Genomic DNA, 19,646 nt, shown 5'->3' with positions numbered 1-19,646 from the left:
GACAACCTCAGCTTTCTCGGTCGGGGCCGAATGGACAACCTCCTGAAGGCTCACAACTAGATCAGCCCGAAAGCGGTGGCATTGACGACCGTACCGGTGCGGGACGCGCCGCAGGGCACCTGCAGCCACCGCTATCAATGACAATTCGCTCTGCAATGCCGACGGCTACCAAGAATGGCATCCTTGGACTGACACCCGCACTGGCGCATTGCGGGTAAGATCCACGCTCTCAACTACCCCATGTGGTCCTGCGCCAGGGATGTTTGACTTAGCGTTTCGCGAAGTTCGACGCTTCTGAGAAATTGCAGCCTTGACGCGATGTGCATTAGGTCGTTTGTTTGTTGTGGGCGGGGAGGCCACGGGAGGAAACCATGGAAGTCACCCTGGGGGCGGACAGCCTCGCAGCGCGTTTCCACGTTTTCACGCCGAGGCACGTTTTCACGCCGTTGACGGGCGAAGGCTGCCGCGCATGAATTCCGGAGCAATCCTCGAAGCAGCGGGATTGACTAAGGAATTTAAGGGTTTTGTTGCTGTCAACAATGTCAATTTGACGGTCGAGCGAGGTTCGATCCACGCGCTGATCGGCCCCAACGGCGCCGGCAAGACGACACTCTTCAACTTGCTGACCAAATTCCTGCAGCCGACGCACGGCGCGATCCGCTACCAAGGCCGGGACATCACCAGGATGCAGCCCGCCGACATCGCGCGGCTGGGCCTTGTGCGCTCCTTCCAGATATCGGCGGTGTTTCCGCACATGACGGCACTCGAGAATGTCCGTATCGCACTGCAGCGCCGGCGCGGCGACAGTTTCGATTTCTGGCGCTCCGAGAAAGTGCTCTCCAAATTCAACAGCGAGGCCGCGGCTCTTCTCGCCGATGTCGGTCTGACCGAGTTTTCGGATACCCGCGCCAGCGATCTGCCCTACGGCCGCAAGCGCGCGCTTGAGATCGCCACGACGCTGGCGCTGAACCCCGAAATGCTGCTCCTCGATGAGCCTATGGCCGGCATGGCGCAAGAAGACATCGAGCGCATTTCGGCGCTGGTCCGGCGCATCTCCAAGAACCGCACCATTTTGATGGTCGAGCACAATCTGTCGGTCGTCGCCTCGCTGTCGAACCGCATCACCGTGCTCGCACGCGGCAAAGTCCTCGCCGAGGGCGACTATGCCGCCGTTTCCAAGGATCCGCGCGTTATCGAAGCCTATATCGGGGCTGGACATGTCTGACGTTGAACTTGCGAGCAGGCCGGCTGCTGCCCCTTTTGCGAGACCTCTGCTGCGCGTCGACGGCCTGCAGGGCTGGTACGGCGAGAGCCATGTGCTTCACGGCGTGAGTTTCGAGGTTGGCCAGGGTGAAGTGGTGACGCTGCTCGGCCGCAACGGTGCCGGCAAGACGACGACGCTGAAGGCCATCATGGGCATCCTTTCCAGGCGCTCGGGCTCGGTCACCTACGACGGCCGGGAGACGATCAAGCTGCCGTCGCGGTTGATCGCACAGATGGGCATCGCCTACTGCCCAGAGGAGCGCGCGATCTTCTCAAGCCTCTCGGTCGAGGAGAATTTGATGCTGCCGCCGCAGGTGCGCCCCGGCGGGCTCACCGTCGAGCAGATTTTCGAGCTCTTCCCGAACCTGAAGGAGCGGCTTTCGAGCCAAGGCACCAAGCTTTCGGGCGGTGAACAGCAGATGCTCGCCATCGGCCGGATCTTGCGGACGGGCGCGAAGCTCCTGCTGCTCGACGAGCCAACCGAAGGGCTTGCGCCCGTCATCGTGCAGCAGATCGGCCGCACCATTGCCCGGCTCAAGGACGAGGGATTCACGATCGTGCTCGTCGAACAGAATTTTCACTTCGCCGCGTTGGTCGCCGACCGGCACTACGTGGTGGAACAGGGGCGCGTAATCGACACGATCGCCAACGGCGAACTCGACGCCAACATTGACAAGCTGCACGCCTATCTCGGTGTCTGAGGCAATCATCAACGGCGCGTTGCGCCGCAATCGGAGGGAAAGTAGCGATGAAGAAAATGGGATTCATTCTGGCTTCAACGGCGAGCCTGCTGATGGCCGGCGCGGCCTACGCCACGGATGTCAAGATCGGCGTATTGAATGACCGTTCCGGCATCTATGCAGACATCGCCGGCGAAGGCTCCGTCATTGCAGCCCAGATGGCGGCGGAAGACTTCAAGGCGGCGGACAAGGGCATCAATGTGTCGATCGTCTCCGCCGACCACCAGAACAAGCCGGACGTAGGCTCGAACATAGCCCGCCAGTGGTACGACACCGAAAACGTCGATGTCATCGCCGACGTACCCACCTCGTCGGTAGCGCTCGCCGTCAACGAGATCACCAAGGAGAAGAACAAGATCTTCCTCGCCTCGGGTCCGGCCTCCTCCGACCTGACCGGCAAAGCCTGTTCGCCCAACACCGTCCACTGGACCTACGACACCTGGGCACTGGCCAACGGCACGGGTTCGGCCATGGTCGCGCAGGGCGGCGACAGCTGGTTCTTCGTCACGGCGGACTATGCCTTCGGCCACGCGCTCGAGCGCGATACGTCGGCGGTCGTCGAAGCGTCGGGCGGTAAGGTGCTCGGCGCCGTCCGCCATCCTTTCCCGGGCCAGGATTTCTCGTCCTTCCTGCTCCAGGCGCAAGGGTCGGGTGCCAAAGTCGTCGGCCTCGCCAATGCCGGCGGCGATACGATCAACGCGGTCAAGCAGGCGTCGGAATTCGGCATCACGCAGGGCGGCCAATCGCTCGCCGCCCTGCTGATGTTTATCAATGACGTGCATGCGCTTGGCCTCGACGTGGCGCAAGGCCTCGTGCTTACCGGCGCGTTTTATTGGGACATGAACGATCAAACGCGTGAATTCTCTGCCCGCTTCCAGGAGCGGAATGCCGGACAGAAGCCTTCGATGATCGAGGCCGGAGTCTACGCTTCGGTCCTGCATTATCTCAAGGCCGTCGAGGCCGTTGGCGACAAGGATGCGGCCAAGGTGATGGCCAAGATGAAGGAAATGCCGACTGACGATCCGCTGTTCGGCAAGGGTACGATCCGCGCGGACGGGCGCAAGCTGCACGACATGTATCTGTTCCGCGTCAAGAAGCCGGAGCAATCGAAGGGGGCGTGGGATTATTTCGAGACCGTGGCCACCATTCCGGCCGACAAGGCGTTCCGTCCGCTCGCCGACGGCGACTGTCCGCTCGTCAAATAAGCGAACCTCGCCAACGACGCGCCGAGCCGCTCGGCGCGTCGTTCGTCGACAAGTCAACTGGAGCGACCATGTTCGAACTCCTTGGAATTCCGCCGCAAGTCCTGTTCGGCCAATTGCTGCTCGGGCTGATCAACGGGTCCTTCTATGCGGTTCTGAGCCTTGGGCTTGCGGTCATCTTCGGCCTCCTGAACATCATCAACTTCACGCATGGCGCGCAGTACATGCTGGGTGCCTTCGGCGCCTGGATGCTGCTCAACTATCTCGGCGTCGGTTACTGGTGGGCTGTGTTCATCGTCCCGCCGATCGTCGGCGTCACCGGCATCGTCCTCGAGCGCCTCCTGATCCGACGGCTCTATCATCTCGACCATCTCTACGGGCTGCTTCTCACTTTCGGCATGGCGCTGATCATCGTCGGCTTCTTCCGCCAGTTTTTCGGCGTATCCGGCCTGCCTTACCCGCCGCCGCCACTTCTAACGGGCGGGCATAATCTCGGTTTCATGTACCTGCCAAATTCGCGCGCCTGGGTGATTTTCGCTTCACTGATCGTGTGCCTCGCGACCTGGTTCATCATCGAAAAGACTCGCCTTGGCGCCTATCTCAGGGCAGCGACCGAGAACCCGACCATGGTCGGCGCGTTCGGCATCAACGTGCCGCTGCTGGTCACGCTCACATATGGTTTCGGCGTCGCACTCGCTGGCTTCGCCGGCGTGCTCGCCGCGCCGATATACGCAGTCAATCCGAACATGGGGTCAGACCTGATCATTGTCGTCTTCGCCGTCGTCGTCATCGGCGGCATGGGCTCGATCCTGGGCTCGATCCTCACCGGCTTCGGGCTTGGGCTGATCGAGGGACTGACCCGCGTGTTCTATCCGGAAGGCTCGGCCGTGGTGATCTTTGTCATCATGGCGCTCGTGCTGCTGGTCAAGCCCGCCGGCCTGTTTGGGCGGAGCGCGTGATGGCAATCGACACCAACCCGATCGCTATGGCGGCCATCACGTCCGTTGGCACCGCGGGCATGCCACGCCATCACCTTGCGATCTTCGCCGCGCTGCTCGTCTTCCTCATTGCCGCGCCATTTCTGCTTTATCCGGTCTTTGTCATGAAGGTGCTGTGCTTTGCGCTGTTTGCCTGCGCCTTCAACCTGTTGCTCGGCTTTGGCGGGCTCCTGTCCTTCGGCCACGCTGCCTATTTCGGCATGGCGAGCTATGTTTCGGCCCATGCGGCAAAGGTATGGGGCTTGACGCCTGAACTCGCCATTGTCGCGGGCACGCTGGTGGCAGCCGTGCTTGGTCTCGCCATCGGCTCGCTCGCCATCCGCCGCCACGGCATCTATTTCGCCATGGTGACACTCGCCTTTGCGCAGATGGTCTATTTCTTCTCGCTGCAGGCGGCGTTTACCGGCGGCGAGGACGGCATTCAGGCCGTGCCGCGCGGCTATCTGTTCGGGCTGATCGACCTGCGCTCGAGCGAAGTGCTCTATTTCTTCGTGCTCGCCATCTTCTTTGCCGGCATATTGCTGATCTACCGGATCATCCATTCGCCGTTTGGACAGGTGTTGAAGGCGATCCGCGAGAACGAGCCCCGCGCGATCTCGCTGGGCTATCGGGTCAACCGCTACAAGCTCGCCTTATTCGTCCTGTCGGCCACGCTCGCTGGCGTCGCCGGCGCAACCAAGGCGATCGTGTTCCAGCTGGCGTCTCTTACCGATGTCTACTGGACCATGTCCGGCGAGGTCGTGCTGATGACGCTCCTGGGCGGCATGGGTACGGTGTTCGGACCGATTGTCGGTGCCGCAGTCATCGTCACGATGCAGAACTACCTCGCGACATTTGGCGACTGGGTCACGATCGGCCAGGGCCTTATCTTCGTTGTCGCAGTGCTGTTGTTCCGGGAGGGCATCGTTGGCGTCCTGGCAAAATGGATCCGGAAACCGCTCTGAGCAGGTCAGGAGACTGAAATTCCAGATTGATCGACGGGTCGACGCCGAGGAACATTGCGTTGGAACGTCCTGCGCGAAAACGCCAGTTCGACCACAGCAATCACCGTGAACGACGTCAACCAGGGGCTGAGTGACCGTTACAGCCGCCATGGAGAGGCCCGCGCCCCATGCCGAGCGCGGGCCCCACCGGCATCTGCAGTGGACAGAGGGGGGCTCATACAGCCCACTGCCCGTACCAAACTGTTAGGAACGGCTAATGTTCCGCTTGACGACAGCCAAAGCCACACCAGAATATGGCGCGGGATATCCTGATCGGCGATGAAATAACGCTGACGGCAACAATTCTGAAGATACTTCCGGACGGCTCGCGAGCGTTAGCATTCCGACCTACAAGTTTCCCTACTCCATCGACGCGCCAAGAAAAGGCAAAGCCCGGCATGAAGGTTGAGCTAATTGGCTACGCCACGCGCGTCGATGATGAAGACGGCAAGGTGACCGTGAAGATTGGCGACCTGGTCATGGTCGACCAGGACTCTATCACGACTTGGAAGCGCGAACGGACAGTGCTTATGGATCGCGCAGACTAAAAAATACTGCTCGCATTCGCGGACCACAGAGCGCGCTACCCACACCCATTTAGCCATGGAGTCGCCTCCAGGATCATCCGATTTGACGGCCATGGTTAAAGAACATGACAATTTTACTAAATTAGTAAACACGCATGGAGCGCCTATAACTGCCCAGCCGGCGACCGCAACCCCAAACCGACAGCCGGTCAGGCCCGGCGGCTTCTCGTGATCCTTGAGCGGCCGTCGGGCCGCTGCCGGCGTCCACTGTCGGCGGATCAATCCTCGCTGAAATCCTGCGACGACGCGTGCCGCTAGGCCCCGAGGCGCATGGTCAAAGAACAGTGGCTCCCATCGAGCACTCGTTAGAGGAGCGTAGCAACCCCTCCTCCTCGGCAGCGGCCTCGAAGGCCTTCCTTACATCGTCGGGCGTGCGCTCGCCTTTAATGAGAGCGACGAACGCCTCGATGGCCTCCCTCCACTTAGGTCCGCGAATGGTCCAGTTCATGAGGTCCGCTGCGGCACCCTCGACGTTGGTACATGCGTAGGTGAGCCCAGATCGGTCGGTTCCGATATAGACTGGACGGTGAAACCAATGGATACCCCTGAGGGTGCCGCAGCCATTCCCGCCTGAGTTAAGAACGGTTGGACCGCCCGGCATGGTTACCTCCCCCATCGCTGAATGATCATTGGCCGGCAAACGGGATGGGCAGCACTCGGTTCCGCCGCTGGGCTTTGGTCCGCCATGCGGTAAGACTGAAGTCTTTGCGGCATAGCCAGAGGGCTGAGGGTCGGCAACCAAGACCTTACCAAGGCATTGCTATTCGGCCGCCGAGCAAAGTCCCTTCATCGGTGGTTCACCGGGTGCCCGCTGTTTGCCCCCGATCAGCGGGCACCCGAAATGACTCCCCTAACAGCGGAGAGAACTGTGACCATTATCCGGAGCAGACAGAACGTCCATGAGGTCGCAGGGCGCCCCGCAAACGACAATCAAACTCCTAAACCAACGGATTTCTCGGTGGTTGATCTCGTTTCGTCGCGCGACGACGAGGTCGCTGATATGGTCAGGCGAACAGAACGCCTGGCCCTTTCCGTGATTATAGCAATGGCGATCTTCCTGATCTTTGCACCGGTGATCTTCATTGCCCTGGTGTATGGGATCTGAGACGTCCCGCTTAATCCTCGTCCCAGGACGATTCAATAAACTTGTTTGTCCCAGGACGATTCAATAAACTTGTTTGTTTCGGTTTCCCTGAATGCAAAGAGCCCCGCGCTCCCAGGGTGTGGGCCGACCGGATGGCGCATTCCGATCTCGCAGCCTGCTCTGCTACACGCTGCCAATCAGTCAACTGCCATCCCACGCCTTTGTTCCGTCTACCTCAACCCGCCGCGGCGATCGGGCATGCCAGGTGGAGCATACCCCGTTGGAGCCTGTGAATTGAACGCAAGAAGCCCGCCGCACCTTTCGGCACGGCGGGGTCAGCCTGAAGAGTTCGTTTCAGTCGTAGACCTTCACAATCTTGCGGGTAGATGGGTCGACCAAGACGGTTCGGCCATCGACGATTACGTAGCGGTACTGAACGTCCGGCACCTCGTAGAGCTCGACTGTCTCGGGCAGTGCTGTGCCGACGTTGACCTCCACGCCGAGAAGGCTGATGGATGCCATCGGTTTCTTTTTTACGTATTCCCGGATCACAGTATCCTGTTCGGGTTGAATGATAACGTCCTGGGCGGCGGCGGCGCTGACGCCAGCGAGCAGAAGGATTCCTGCCGCGGCCGCGGAAAGGTGATTTCTCATATTACCTCCAAGCAAAAACTCCACCACGGCGCTTCATTGCTGCCGCGACGGGTTGCTTAGCTTGAACGGTGCGGAGCAATTGTTGTTCCACTGGCAGTGTTCGAATCCGCTGGATCTGATCAATACTCCGGGAACGATTGCAGCAGCATCGGGCAAGCGCGCTGCAGCGGAGGCGGCTGCTCTATCCGCACCGGTCAACGGCCCGATCCGGTGCCGTGCCTGCTGCTCGGGCAACTTGCAACCGACATCGGCTGGGTGGGTCGCGGGATTGGAACAGGTCTGGTCAAACACGCTCTTGAGCGCTGCGGAACTGCGGCCGGGCTCGTGGGCGGTCGCGCACTGATGGTCAACGCCGTTGACGACGAAGCCGCTGCCTTCTGGCAACGGCGTGGCTTCGTTCCGTCCAGGGACGATCCGCTCGCCTTGTTCCGCTCGATCGCTGCGATTGCCGCTTCGATTGCCGCAGCACAAGGATAGATCCAATTTCAGCAGTGCCGACGAAGCTCTTATTCGGTTCATCCAAAACGCGCCACCCGCGATCGGCAGCCGCCTCAAGGTTCGACAGGAACCGGGGCGCATGGTGGTTGGCATCCTACGCTAGTCCTCATCGGATGCGACGATCAGCAGTTCGAACGTCACGCAGACGGGGTTAGCGCCGCGGCGAAGGCGGCCCGTGCCTATCGCACCGTCGATGCCGACCAGCGCGATGTCGAGCGTGCAACGTCCGGAGCGGACGGCGCCGCCCGTAACGAGAACCTCGGTCGCGTAGGAGGAGACGGACGAGCCGTTGTCGAAATCCGCGCCGACCAGGCTGCCGATGCCCTGGATCGAGGCGTGGTCAAAGCCGTGCCGTCGGCAAACGGCTTCGATCGCCTGGCCGATATCCTCGTTGGGCTTTACCGTGCAGATGGCTGCGCGGCGGCCGCGGCGCTCCCCCATGACCGGAGCGTTGATCGGCACGAAAAGGCGAAAATTCGTCTCGGCGTCGTCGCGCACGTCGAACAGCGCGCCTGCGATGCCCCAAGCGGTAACCTCGACCGGCTCCGCCAAATGCGAATCGAGCGGCAGGAGATGCCCCATGCGGCGCACGCCGTCTGGGGTACGCCAGATGCCATGGCTATGAAGAAAGGGCCCGTTGTCGCGCCGGCCGGCGACGAGGCCCGCATCCTCGATGACCGTTATGCCCTCGGGCGCGACTGTATCGCTGTACCACGCGGCATGCGTGCCGTCGGGAGATGCGGCCGGGATGACGTAGCGCATTGGGTCAACCCGCGCGTTGCGCAGGCGGATATACCCTCCGCTGAAACCGGCGTCCGCGAAGGCTTGCGCCACGGCGTCGTTGATGGAGCGCCCGGATTCGAGCCGCAACGTCAGCGGCTCTGTCGCGCAGGCCTTCGCTGTGAACCGTTCCGCCGCCATCGGGCCGGGATGGCGGATGCTGCGCATCGGAGCCATCTCAGGCTGCGAGGCCGGCATGGATGAAGCCGCCGTCGACGGCGAGAATCTGGCCGTTGACGTAGCTGGCATCGTCGGAAATCAGGAAAGCCACCGCTCCCGCGATCTCGCGCGGCGTGCCGTAGCGGCGCTGCGGCACGCGGTCCAGCCACTGCCGGCGGACGTCCTCGGTGTGGACGGCCTGAGTCAATGGCGTATCGACCGGCCCGGGTGCGACGGCGTTGACACGGATGCCATTGACGCCGAGCTCGTTGGCCATGACGAGCGTGAGCAGATTCTGTCCGCCTTTCGACGCGCCGTAGGCGCTGCGGCCCTTGTTGCCGCAAAGACCCGAAACCGAGGTGATATTGACAATCGAGCCTGGCAGCTTCCGTTCGAGCCAGTAACGCGCCGCAGCCCGCGAGACGATGAACGTTCCGGTGAGGTTCACGTCGACGATGCGGCGGAAATCCTCGACTGCGGTTTCGACCGACGGCAGGTCGATCGCTATGCCGGCAGAATTCACGACCGCAGCAAGGACGTGCGCGGCCGTGATCCGGCCGATGGCCTCATCGACAGCCGCTTCGTCGACGACGTTGCAGACAATGCCGCGTGCCTCGGGCAGGCCGAGATCCGCGCAGGCCGAACCCAACGTTGCCGCGGCGAGGTCGAGGAGGAAGACCTCGAAGCCGCGCTCGATCAGGAGACGCGCGGTCTCAAGGCCGATGCCGGATGCGCCGCCGGTGATCGCCACGGCGCGGGCTTGGTGGCTGCTGTTCATCGCCTGCTTCTCATGGCGAGAGCTTGCGCCCGGACGGGCCCAACTCTCCGCCGCGCTCCAGTTCTTCGCGGATCAGCTTCTTGGCGATCTTGCCATAGGCCGATTTGGGCATCGTCTCCCACCACACGAAGCGCTTGGGCATCTTGTAGCGGGCGAGTTTGCCCTCCAGCCAGCGCCCAAGCTCAATCGTTTCGGGCACAACGCCGGCGCGAGCGACGCAAACCGCGATGCCGACCTCGCCCCAAACGGGATCGGGGATGCCGAGAACGGCGGCTTCACTGATGTCGGGATGGAGCAGGATCTTCTCCTCGATCTCGTGCGGATAGATGTTGGAACCGCCGGAAATATACATGTCGGACGAGCGGCCGGTGATGTAGACGAAACCGTCCTCGGCCATGTGGCCGAGGTCGCCGGTGCGGAACCAGCCGTTGCGGAACGCTGCGGCGTTGGCTTCCGGGTTGTCGTAGTAGCCGGCGAAGACTGCCGGCCCGATCACGCAAATTTCTCCGGTTTCGCCCGGCGGGACCGGATTGCCGGCGTCGTCCTGGATTTCGACCTGCATGGCCGTGCGCTCGAAGCCGCAGGTCCCGATGCGCGCATGCGGGCCGTCCTCGACGGAGTGATAGGCCGGAGGCTGCACGGTGATGTTGCCGGTGACTTCGCCCAGGCCGAAATACTGGACCAGAACCGGCCCCAGTTTCTCGAGCGCACGCTTCTGGTCGGCGCGGTACATCGGCGCCCCGGCATAGATGACATAGCGCAACGAGGAATGGTCGAACCGGTCGACGCTGTCATCCTCCACGAGCATCTTGAGGATGGTCGGCACGGTGAAGGCGTTGGTCACCCGCCATTTTTCGACCAGCGCCCAGACCGTCGGCACATCGAGCTTATCGGTTGGCAGGAGGATAGACTTGGCGCCATGCGCTACCTGTACGAGTTGGTGGATGCCGGCCCCATGCGAAAGCGGGGCCACCACGATCGAGGCGTCGTCGCGTGTCGTGGCGGGCATCAGGTCGCACAGATGGTTGGTGACGACAAAGCCCATCTGGCCGTGCGTGAGCACGGCCGCCTTCGGCCGGCCGGTCGTGCCGGAGGTGAAGAAGAACCAGCAGGGGTCGTCGCGATCGACGGCGACGCTGGGGACGGTCCGGCCGGCAAAACGCGCGACGACGGCGTCGTAATCATCGCCGAATTCGGCCTCGCCGATCGACAGGACGAAGCGGATTCCGGAGGCTGTTTTTCGGCAGGCAGCAGCATGAGCCGGGAAGTCGGCGCCGCAGATCAGGCCGCGCGCGCCGCTCGCCTTGGCGAGGTAGGCGACCTCGTCCGGCGACTGGCGGTAGTTCGCCGGCACCCAGACAGCTCCGAGCCGGAAGCAGGCGAACATTGATTCGAACATCTGGTTGCAATTGACCGACTGGACGAGGATTCGGTCGCCCTTCGTCACGCCGAACTCGTCGCGCAGTGCGGCGGCCATCGCGTTGACGCGCGCCTCCATCTCGCGCCATGTCCACTGCCGCGCGCGCCAGACGAAGCCAATGTCGTCTGGATTGCGTCGTGCCGCCTGGGTCAAGAAATGCGAGAGGTTCATGACGCGTGTGGAGGAAGGCGTCACGCCGCCTGGAGCCATGGTCATCACTTCGCGCGCTCCGCCTGCTCGGTGTTTTCCAATTCCGATTTTCCAAACAGGGAATGAGCCTTGGTCATCGAGGCGTTCTCCTCGCATGGGTTTTTACGGGCTGGTGCTCGCGCATGAGTGCACGCGAGGTGAACATCTGGGCGAGCCGTTCCTCGACGCGCCTTGCCTCTTGCGTGAGATATCCAGCGAGTTCGATTTGTCTTGCCGGCTGCATTCGGCTGTCGATGGCGGCGATCGACAATGCGCCCACCGGCCGGCCGTCCGCGCTGCGAAGCGCAACCCCGACCCCCCAGGAATTGGCGACGATCCGGCCGGGATTGAGCGAATAGCCGTTGGTGCGCGTCGTTTCAACGTCGCGCCGGATCTGCTCGGCCGGGAGCATCGGGTAGTCCGATTTCAGCACCGCGTCATTGGCGGCCAGCACCCCCTCCACTTCTTCGTCGGGGAGCGCCGCGAGCATGGCGAGCGAGCCGGCGCCGACGCCCAGTGGATGCTCGAAGCCGGCCTGTAGCGCGTGGGTCCTGACCGGGTATGTGCCTTCCTCGCGATACAGGCAGACTGAGAATGTGTCGCGGCGAACCGAGAGGAAGCTCGAATCCTGGGTCTTCTTCGAAAGGCGCAACAGGCTTTCCATCGAGACCTGAAGCAGGCCGAAACGCCGGGAGGCGAGGCTGCCCAGCACGTAGGCCTCCTCGCCGAGATAGTAGCGCCGCGTCGTCTCGTCCTGCTCGACCATTCCCGCGCGCATCAGCGCCAGGAGCAGGCGGCGCGTCGTCGGCTTGTTCAGCCCACTCTCTTCGACGATGTCGGAGAGCGAAACACCGCGGTCGGCGTGCCGGCCGACCATCGACAGAAGGCTCAGGGCTCGGTCGACGCTCTGCGAGCCGGTCTGATCACGTTCTGGGGGCGGCGCGATGTTCATGGTCAGCGCAACTCGGAGACGGCACAGCTTTGGCCACCATCGACCGGCAGGCAAACGCCGGTGACGAAGCGCGCCTCGTCGGAGGCAAGAAACACGGCCGCCGCAGCGACGTCCCACGCCGTTCCCATCCGCCCCATGGGCACCATGGCGTTGCGGGCCGCCACCATCTCGTCGGCCGAGCCGTACTGGGCGGAAATCTGCTTGTAGATCATCGGCGTATCGATCAGGCCCGGCATGATGCAATTGGCACGAATGCCTTGCCGCGCATATTGCATGGCCAGCGCCACGGTGGCCTGGTTCACCGCGGCCTTTGTCGCATAATAGGCGAAATAGGGATAACCAACGTAGCGTATCGCGGCGAGCGACGAGATATTGACGATCGCACCGCCGCCGCCCTTCAGCATATGTGGCAACACCGCCTTGGCGGTGCGGTAGACCGGTCCGATGTTGAGGTCGAGGGAGGCCTGGAACTCGTCCTCGTCGAGTTCGACGGGACCGCCCATGTGGGTCACGCCGACATTGTTGTGCAGGATGTCAATGGCGCCGAACACCTCCATTGCTGCCGCTGCCGCAACCTCGACGGAGGCCAGATTGGTCACGTCGGCCGATAGCGCGATTGCCTGGTTGCCTTCATCGCGGATGATCGCCGCGGTTTCGGCGGCGGCCGCCGCGACGAGATCGACGCAGGCGACACGCGCCCCTTCGCGCGCGAAAGCGACCGCCGCGGCCTTACCGTTGCCCCAGCCGGCTCCGGACGACCCTGCGCCGAAAACGATTGCGGATTTTCCTGTGAGCCGGTCGACCACGTTCGAATTCCTTAGAAAACCGCGCCTGTTATCTGGCGGACAAACCACGTTGCCGGCCCGCCAGATCTTCGCTTTCTGTACGATCCCGCCCGAAAGGCCGCGATGTTTTACTGCGCTGCCTTCGGTTGGGAAGCAGCCCGGCGCTCAGGTCAGGCTGGCGCCAACGGCTTTTTCCAGGATCGCCCAGGCCTCGTCGCCGTACTTGCCTTTCCATTCGGCGTAGAAGCTGGCGTCCTTCAGCGTCTGCCGGAACGGGGCTGCATCCGGCTTGTTGATCTTCATGCCCTTAGCGGCGAGCTCCTCCTCAAGCGTGGCATTGAGCTTGGCGACGTCCTCGCGCTCCTTTACGCCGGCATCGTTGATGTTCCTGGCGACGATCTCGCGCACATCTTCCGGCATCGCCTCCCAAGCCCGCCTGTTGGCGAGGAACCAGAAGCCGTCCCACATGTGGTTGGTGACCGAGCAGAACTGCTGCACCTCGTAGAGCTTGGCCGTCGAGATGATGGCGAGCGGGTTTTCCTGCCCGTCGACGATCTTCGTCTGCAGCGCCGAATACACCTCGGCGAAGTTGATGCTGGCCGGCGCCGACTTGAAGGCGGTGAACATGGAGGTCCAGAGCGGACTGACCGGAACGCGTATCTTGAAGCCTTCGAGATTCGTGGGCGTCTCGATCGGGCCGACGGAACTGGTGATCTGGCGGAAGCCGTTGTCCCAGATCTTCTCCATGACCACCAGGTTCGATTTTTCGATCTCGCCGCGCACGTATTTGCCAAGATCGCCATCCATCGCCGCCCACACGGTGTCGTAATTCGGGAAGGCGAAGCCGATGCCGCTGATCGAGGCATTGGCGACGAGCGTGGAAAGGATCAGCGGCGACAGCGTGAAGAACTCGACGCCGCCCGAGCGAACCTGGCTCAGCATGTCCGTGTCGGCGCCGAGCTGGTTGCTGGGGAATATCTGGATGGCGACGCGGCCGCCGGTCTCCTCGCGGATCTTGTCGACGGCTTCCTGCGCACGCAGGTTCATCGGGTGGGTGAGCGGCAGGTTGTTGGCGTATTTGTAGTTGAACTCCGCCGCCTGAGCCCCGGCGTAGCGGATGGTGCTCACGAGCGGGATGAATGCGGCTGTGCCAATCAGCAAGGTGCGGCGGTTGATGTTCATTGTGTTTCCTCCTGGTTGAATCCGGGTGCCTAGAGATAGGCTATCGACAGCGCCGGGACGGCGGCGATCAGCAACAGGCCAACAAGCAACGCACCGAGATAGGGCCATATGGCGCTCATAGCCTCGTCGGGTGAGACGTCACCGATCTTGCAGGCGATGTAGAAGCCAATGCCGATAGGCGGGGCCATGAGCCCGATGTTCATTGCTGTCACGACGACCATCGAATAGTGCACGTCGTTGATGCCCAGCCGGGCGGCGATCGGGAACATGATCGGCGCCATCAGAACGATCGCCGGCAGGCCTTCAAGGACGCAGCCGAGAACCATGAAGACGGCGATCGTGACGAGCATGAAGGAGAACCAGCCTCCCGGCAGGTCCGTCATGTAGACGGCCAGCTGGTTGGCGAAGCCGGTTTGCGTCAGCGCCCAGGCCATCGCCGAGGCGGTGCCCAGAATGAGCAGGATGGCGCCAGAAAGCGCCGCCGTCTCGACCAGCATGGCGTAGAACTTCTTCACGCCGATGCCGCCATAGAACAGCGCGCCGATAACCAGCGCGTAGAGCACGGCGATCGTGGAAACCTCGGTGGCGGTGGCGACGCCGCCGCCGACTGCACCGCGGATAAGGAAGGGAAGCACCAGCGCGGGGGCGGAGACGAGCAGCGTCTTCCACACAACCGAAAACGGAGCGCGATGCACGCCTTCCATGCTTTCGCCCGAAGCCTTCCAGCGCGCCAGCACCGCAAGGACGAGCAACAGAACCATGGCGATGACGAAGCCGCTGGTGAAAAGCGCGGCGATCGAAACGCCGGCGACCGAGCCGAGCACAATCAGCACGATGGACGGCGGCACCGTATCGGCCATCGCAGCGCCGGTCGCGAGCAGCGCGATCATCTCCTTGGGCTTGTGACCGCGCCGCTTCATTTCGGGAAAGAGTGCCGGGGCGACGGTCGCCATGTCGGAAACCTTCGAACCGGAAATGCCCGAGACAAGGAACATCGAGCCTAGCAGCACGTAGGACATGCCGGCCTTCACATGGCCGAGCAGCGACGCCATGAACTCCACGATCGCCTTGCCCATGCCTGTCGCGTCGAGCACACAGCCAAGCAGAACGAAGATCGGCACCGACAGCAAGATGAGGCTCGACATCCCCTCGTCGATGCGGCCGACAAGCACGATCATCGGCACATGGGTGCTGAAGGCGATGAAGGCGATCGTGCCGATGCCGAAACAGAAAGCGATCGGCACGCCGAGCAGAAGGCAGACGGCCACCACACCGACGAGAAAGATGGGAATGTTGGCGTAGCCGAGCGTGAGGAACAACGGCGAAAGCAGCCAGCCGAACACGGCCAGTGCAGCAATCACGGCGACAGCGGCGGCCAGGTTTGCGAGTGTCGCCACGCGGATCGCGTGGCCCACGGCGATGACGGACATCAGCGCCAGCCCGACGACAATTGCCGAGGCGCGGAAACTCATTGGAATGTTGAGCGCAGCTGACGTGACGTACCACTCATCCTGTACATACTGGCTTGCAGGCACGATCAGCGCGAGCAGCACCGTCGCCACCACGAGCAAAGCAAGCGCGTTCATGAAGTCGCGGGCGCGCTCGGGGATCATGCCGAGGAAGATGGTAAGGCGCAGGTGCTCGTTGCGGTCGATGGCGATTGCCGAGCCGAGCATGGCGAGCCAGAGAAAGGAGATGGAGGCGGCCTCGTCGATCCAGACGATCGGCAGCGATAGCACGTAGCGCGAGATGACGCCGGCAAGCAACAGACCGACGACGAGGACGAGCAGGATCGAAGCCGCCGCCTCCACCGGCCACATCAACCGCGAACCGGGCCGTGCATCCAGCACCTCGGCCGGCGTATCGACGATCATCGTGTTGTTGCTGGCTGCTGTCATGCTTCAAGCTCCTCCGCTCGAACCTGAACGTTCACGCCGAAACCGGAGCGAAGCGATCTCCTCCCGCCCCCTCCAAGTTTCGCACTTAGGTCTACAGTATGGACCTAGTAGCTCGCATGACGGATTTATTGACACGCGATTGGCTGGATATCAAGCGACTTGTGGCGGATACGCGATCCATATTGTGGATCGATTAACCGGTGCTGGATGGGTTGACTGCGTTGCGTCGGTCACACTGGGAGATGCCCGCCCGCCGCGACTGACGTGCAGCCATCAGCACAATTTTGGCCGCAACTCTATGGGACTGTTAGGGCACGCTCCACAGCGCGGCCATTGGATCGCGTCGTCGGGCGCTACTTGACGTGGGAATCGTAGATGCGGTCGAACTCACCCGTCGCCTTGGCAAGATGCACCCACTGGTCGACATAGGCTTTGAAGACGACGGCACCCTCAGGAAGCATATAACCCATTTCGCCATATTGGAGCGGCTTGTCGGGATTGATTGCGCAAAGGCCAGGGTGGAGTTTCTCCTGCAACTCGGTCTCGACCGATTCGGCGATCATAATATCGGCTTTGCCGTCAAGAATTTGCTGGAAGATCGTGACATTGTCCGGGTAGATCTCGATTTTAGCGTCACTGAGTTTTTCACGCACGAATTTCTCGTTGGTCCCACCGGGATTAACAATCACGGTCACATTCGGCTTGTCGATGTCGGCGATGGTCTGGAATCTCGCCTCGTCCTCACAGCGCGCGATCGGCGCCTTGCCGTTAACAAGATAGGGTTCGCTAAAGAACACCTGCTTCTGGCGTTCCAGGGTCACCGAAATGCCACCCATCGCGATGTCACACTTGCCGGCTGTAAAATCGGCCAGCAACGTCTTCCAAGTGGTTTCCACGAATTCCGCCTCGACCCCTAGTGAACTTGCCAGAGATTTTGCGAGATCGATATCGATGCCCTGGTAACTGTTCGCAACCTTGTCACGAAAGGTGAAGGGCTTGTAGTCGCCGGTCGTACAAACGCGCAGTCTGCCGTTCTTGACAACCGCATCAAGCTGGTTTTCCGCGTCGGTGGCCTGCGCAGCCGCCGGAGGGGCTAACAGCGCCACGACGAGGGCGGCGGCCGCCGCGACAAACGGCGAGGCAAAAGCTTTCATGGAATTGATCTCCGTTGGATAGCAGCGATTCAGGCTTCGAGAAATGACCGGCAAAGGTGAACAACTCTTCCCTGGGCTGTCAATCGGTGCGGAGACCGCCGATTTACATTTGGGGGCGGCATGCCTGATTCTAGGCGCATGCCGCCCCCACTCTTTGACACAAGCCTCCCTGAAAACCTCAGGCGGCCCGAAGGTGCCGTTCAGCGTCGCGTGCGGCGATTTTGGCAAGCGGCGCGAGGATCGAACTTTCGCCCTTCAGGGCGATATCACCTAGTGAGATGAGGCCCGTCATCCGCTTCTGCCGGTTGAGCACTGGAAGGTGATGCACCTGGCGCTCCTGCATTTGTCCAAGCGCCTGCTCCAGGGTCTGGTCCTCGAAACAGAAGAATATGCCGGGCGACATCACCGCGCGGCAGGTCAACGCATCGAGGCGTTCGCCGGCGGCCACGCCGCGGCAGGTGATGTCGCGATCCGTGATCATGCCAACGAGCCGATCGTTCTCGCCGATCGGCACGCAACCAATACCTTCATCACGCATGACGCGCGCGACTTCCTGTATCGGCGTATCGGGGGAGTACCAACGCACTTCGCCCGTCATCGCTTCCTTTACCAGCATGGTAGCCTCCATGTGGCCTGGCCCCATCGGGATCGCGGACGGATGCAGCACAAAGACGGGACCGGGCAATGGCATTGCTGCGGACAGTACCGCCCACGAAGTCCCTGACATAATTATGCACCCGGACGATGCGATCTGACCAGCCCATTCAGGCGCGTGGGATCCGAAAAAACGAGCTGGCCGCAGCAAGGCCGAGATCGGTGGCGAGACAAGCACCGCCGCACGAACAAGGAGTCCTGTGGCGCCCCCTGCCCGTCACCTCCCTGATGCCGAGTTCGGCGACCAGCAGCGGCTATTTTGCTGAGCCCAACAGGAGATCGAGATCGACCGCGTCCGCCATTGCCTTGTATCCCGCGTCGTTGGGATGGAGGTTGTCACCGCAGTCGTAGTCATCGCGCAGGTATCCCGGCTTGGCCGGGTCTTCCATCACCTTGTCGAAGTCGACCACGCCGTCAAAGCCGCCGCCGGTGCGGATCCATTCGTTCACGGTGGCGCGTATCTCTTCCTTCTGTGGTGTGTAGTACCCCTCGGTAGGAAGCCCTTTGAAGGTGTCGGCGAAAGGGGTCAACGTCGCACCTACGATGCGTACGCCATGGGCATGCGCGCGGTCGATGAGTTGTTTGTATCCGCTGATGATGTCTTCGGCGGTCGGTTCCTTGTCGTCCGGCGTGATTGCATTTTCGCCGGGCCAGCCGATATCGTTGATGCCCATCATCACAACGACGGTCGGAGACATTGGGATGGCTCAGGACATCAGAATCGAATCGTGCCAGAGCATTGACCCCCATACCGTCGGTCAACACGCGGTTTCCCGAAAAAGCTTCGTTGACCACCGCGACCTTGCGATTGGCCTCCTGCAATCGATTGGCGACATGGTCTGGCCAGCGATTATTGGCGTCGGGGGTCGAACAATTCCCGTCCGTGATGGAATCCCCGAAAAACACGATCGCCTGGGATTCCGGCGCGGCATCAACCCATATATCGCTCAGAAAAAGGCGTGATTTGACTGTGCTGTCAGCCTTGAACGCTGCATCGTTTGTGAAATTGCCCGGGCCGGAGATGGAGGCGGTTTGCACACCATCCCAATGCACCCACGAGAGCGCCGTCTTCTTCGGCAGGAAGATGCTGACCGAGATCTCGGAAAGCGCTTCTGCCGGGAGGGCGACGGGGTCGCTGAGGATCGGGGCTCCCGCCGGAATGACCACAGAACTCTTGCCGCCCCAGGTGAGGGGCTTCAGGGTCGCCTGATCGACGGCGCCGTCCTTGCCTGCTATTCCCACGCTGCCGGCACCGATGGTCAGCGGCTTAGCGCCGAAAGCATTCGACAGGACGACCCGGACGCTGTTGCCCCCAACACTGATGCGGGCAACTTGGCGGACGGTCTGATTCTCCAGCACCTCCGGCACTCCGAAAGGCGCAGGAAGATCATCCGACCAGCGCGGAGCAGGTGTGGAAGCCCAGGTGGTGATCCAGTTTCCCATCTCGGCGGCTTGTGCCCCGAGACCAGCGATTGCGGAACCGGCCACCACAGCCGCATATATTAGGATGGTCTGACGTCGACGCCGTTTCCTCCCTGCTGCGGCAGAAAGCACCTATTGAGCCGCATTTCATCTCCTCCTCGAGACATGCTGGTAGTGCCGCCGCCGGCCTTATTATGACGGGCTGCGCAGGGAATAAAATTGAACTTTTGTGGCGATCTTGGACCAGCGTCAGGAGCGAGATGT

At 61.9% G+C, this 19,646-nt stretch carries 19 protein-coding genes and 2 pseudogenes; 8 read left to right on the top strand and 13 right to left on the bottom strand.

The window, feature by feature from the left end; all coding sequences use genetic code 11:
* The first annotated feature begins 469 nt into the window (after window positions 1–469).
* The 6 genes from E5X88_RS30755 to E5X88_RS30730 all read left to right on the top strand — a co-directional run bounded on the left by E5X88_RS30755 (window position 470) and on the right by E5X88_RS30730 (window position 5,734).
* On the top strand, window positions 470–1,225 hold the full coding sequence (locus tag E5X88_RS30755; protein WP_292167899.1) for an ABC transporter ATP-binding protein: 756 nt from the start codon (window positions 470–472) through the stop codon (window positions 1,223–1,225).
* A complete protein-coding gene (locus E5X88_RS30750) occupies window positions 1,218–1,964 on the top strand; it encodes an ABC transporter ATP-binding protein (RefSeq protein ID WP_292167898.1) in 747 nt (248 codons plus the stop codon). The genes E5X88_RS30755 and E5X88_RS30750 overlap by 8 nt, the downstream gene beginning before the upstream one ends.
* Before the next feature lie 47 nt (window positions 1,965–2,011).
* A complete protein-coding gene (locus E5X88_RS30745; protein WP_292167897.1) occupies window positions 2,012–3,208 on the top strand; it encodes an ABC transporter substrate-binding protein in 1,197 nt (398 codons plus the stop codon).
* Window positions 3,209–3,276: 68 nt separating this feature from the next.
* The gene (locus tag E5X88_RS30740) at window positions 3,277–4,164 is read left to right on the top strand and encodes a branched-chain amino acid ABC transporter permease (RefSeq protein WP_292167894.1); all 888 of its coding nucleotides are present in this window, start codon (window positions 3,277–3,279) and stop codon (window positions 4,162–4,164) included.
* Between the two features lie 59 nt (window positions 4,165–4,223).
* Window positions 4,224–5,147: a branched-chain amino acid ABC transporter permease gene (locus E5X88_RS30735; protein ID WP_292167901.1), complete on the top strand. Its 924-nt coding sequence runs from the start codon at window positions 4,224–4,226 to the stop codon at window positions 5,145–5,147.
* Window positions 5,148–5,440: 293 nt separating this feature from the next.
* The gene (locus E5X88_RS30730) at window positions 5,441–5,734 is read left to right on the top strand and encodes a hypothetical protein (RefSeq protein ID WP_292167892.1); all 294 of its coding nucleotides are present in this window, start codon (window positions 5,441–5,443) and stop codon (window positions 5,732–5,734) included.
* 313 nt (window positions 5,735–6,047) lie between these two features.
* Here the strand turns inward: E5X88_RS30730 and E5X88_RS30725 are convergent, their stop codons facing one another.
* Window positions 6,048–6,374: a DUF982 domain-containing protein gene (locus E5X88_RS30725; RefSeq protein ID WP_292167890.1), complete on the bottom strand. Its 327-nt coding sequence runs from the start codon at window positions 6,372–6,374 to the stop codon at window positions 6,048–6,050.
* Between the two features lie 267 nt (window positions 6,375–6,641).
* Here E5X88_RS30725 and E5X88_RS30720 point away from each other — a divergent pair, with 267 nt between their 5' ends.
* Window positions 6,642–6,878: a hypothetical protein gene (locus tag E5X88_RS30720; RefSeq protein ID WP_292167888.1), complete on the top strand. Its 237-nt coding sequence runs from the start codon at window positions 6,642–6,644 to the stop codon at window positions 6,876–6,878.
* Between the two features lie 333 nt (window positions 6,879–7,211).
* On the opposite strand, the gene E5X88_RS30715 is transcribed toward E5X88_RS30720, so the two are convergent.
* Window positions 7,212–7,511, bottom strand: a complete 300-nt coding sequence (locus E5X88_RS30715; protein WP_292167886.1) for a DUF1236 domain-containing protein — start codon at window positions 7,509–7,511, stop codon at window positions 7,212–7,214.
* Window positions 7,512–7,691: 180 nt separating this feature from the next.
* Between E5X88_RS30715 and E5X88_RS30710 the strand changes: the two are divergent.
* A pseudogene (locus E5X88_RS30710) lies at window positions 7,692–7,988 on the top strand (GNAT family N-acetyltransferase); the annotation flags it as partial.
* A 120-nt stretch (window positions 7,989–8,108) separates the two neighbouring features.
* Here E5X88_RS30710 and E5X88_RS30705 read toward each other — a convergent pair.
* The 11 genes and pseudogenes from E5X88_RS30705 to E5X88_RS33775 all read right to left on the bottom strand — a co-directional run.
* On the bottom strand, window positions 8,109–8,957 hold the full coding sequence (locus E5X88_RS30705; protein ID WP_292167884.1) for a DUF296 domain-containing protein: 849 nt from the start codon (window positions 8,955–8,957) through the stop codon (window positions 8,109–8,111).
* Window positions 8,958–8,967: 10 nt separating this feature from the next.
* The gene (locus E5X88_RS30700; protein WP_292167882.1) at window positions 8,968–9,726 is read right to left on the bottom strand and encodes an SDR family NAD(P)-dependent oxidoreductase; all 759 of its coding nucleotides are present in this window, start codon (window positions 9,724–9,726) and stop codon (window positions 8,968–8,970) included.
* A 10-nt stretch (window positions 9,727–9,736) separates the two neighbouring features.
* The gene (locus E5X88_RS30695; RefSeq protein WP_292167880.1) at window positions 9,737–11,362 is read right to left on the bottom strand and encodes an acyl-CoA synthetase; all 1,626 of its coding nucleotides are present in this window, start codon (window positions 11,360–11,362) and stop codon (window positions 9,737–9,739) included.
* 67 nt (window positions 11,363–11,429) lie between these two features.
* On the bottom strand, window positions 11,430–12,287 hold the full coding sequence (locus E5X88_RS30690; RefSeq protein ID WP_292167879.1) for an IclR family transcriptional regulator: 858 nt from the start codon (window positions 12,285–12,287) through the stop codon (window positions 11,430–11,432).
* Between the two features lie 2 nt (window positions 12,288–12,289).
* Window positions 12,290–13,093, bottom strand: coding sequence for an SDR family NAD(P)-dependent oxidoreductase (locus tag E5X88_RS30685; RefSeq protein WP_292167877.1), 804 nt, complete (start codon window positions 13,091–13,093; stop codon window positions 12,290–12,292).
* A 144-nt stretch (window positions 13,094–13,237) separates the two neighbouring features.
* Window positions 13,238–14,254: a TRAP transporter substrate-binding protein gene (locus tag E5X88_RS30680; RefSeq protein ID WP_292167876.1), complete on the bottom strand. Its 1,017-nt coding sequence runs from the start codon at window positions 14,252–14,254 to the stop codon at window positions 13,238–13,240.
* Window positions 14,255–14,283: 29 nt separating this feature from the next.
* Window positions 14,284–16,152 carry a TRAP transporter large permease subunit gene (locus tag E5X88_RS30675; protein WP_292167875.1) on the bottom strand — a complete coding sequence of 623 codons (1,869 nt, stop codon included), beginning with the start codon at window positions 16,150–16,152 and terminating at the stop codon, window positions 14,284–14,286.
* A gap of 353 nt (window positions 16,153–16,505) precedes the next feature.
* On the bottom strand, window positions 16,506–17,306 hold the full coding sequence (locus E5X88_RS30670) for a transporter substrate-binding domain-containing protein (protein ID WP_292167874.1): 801 nt from the start codon (window positions 17,304–17,306) through the stop codon (window positions 16,506–16,508).
* A 178-nt stretch (window positions 17,307–17,484) separates the two neighbouring features.
* On the bottom strand, window positions 17,485–17,922 hold the full coding sequence (locus E5X88_RS30665; RefSeq protein WP_292167873.1) for a CBS domain-containing protein: 438 nt from the start codon (window positions 17,920–17,922) through the stop codon (window positions 17,485–17,487).
* A 292-nt stretch (window positions 17,923–18,214) separates the two neighbouring features.
* A complete protein-coding gene (locus tag E5X88_RS30660) occupies window positions 18,215–18,658 on the bottom strand; it encodes a GDSL-type esterase/lipase family protein (protein ID WP_292167872.1) in 444 nt (147 codons plus the stop codon).
* Between the two features lie 70 nt (window positions 18,659–18,728).
* A pseudogene (locus E5X88_RS33775) lies at window positions 18,729–19,403 on the bottom strand (SGNH/GDSL hydrolase family protein); the annotation flags it as partial.
* Window positions 19,404–19,646: the final 243 nt, after the last annotated feature.

It is taken from the genome of Mesorhizobium sp. (assembly GCF_004962245.1).
GTDB lineage: Bacteria > Pseudomonadota > Alphaproteobacteria > Rhizobiales > Rhizobiaceae > Mesorhizobium.
This window is presented reverse-complemented; position numbering and strand designations above follow the sequence as displayed.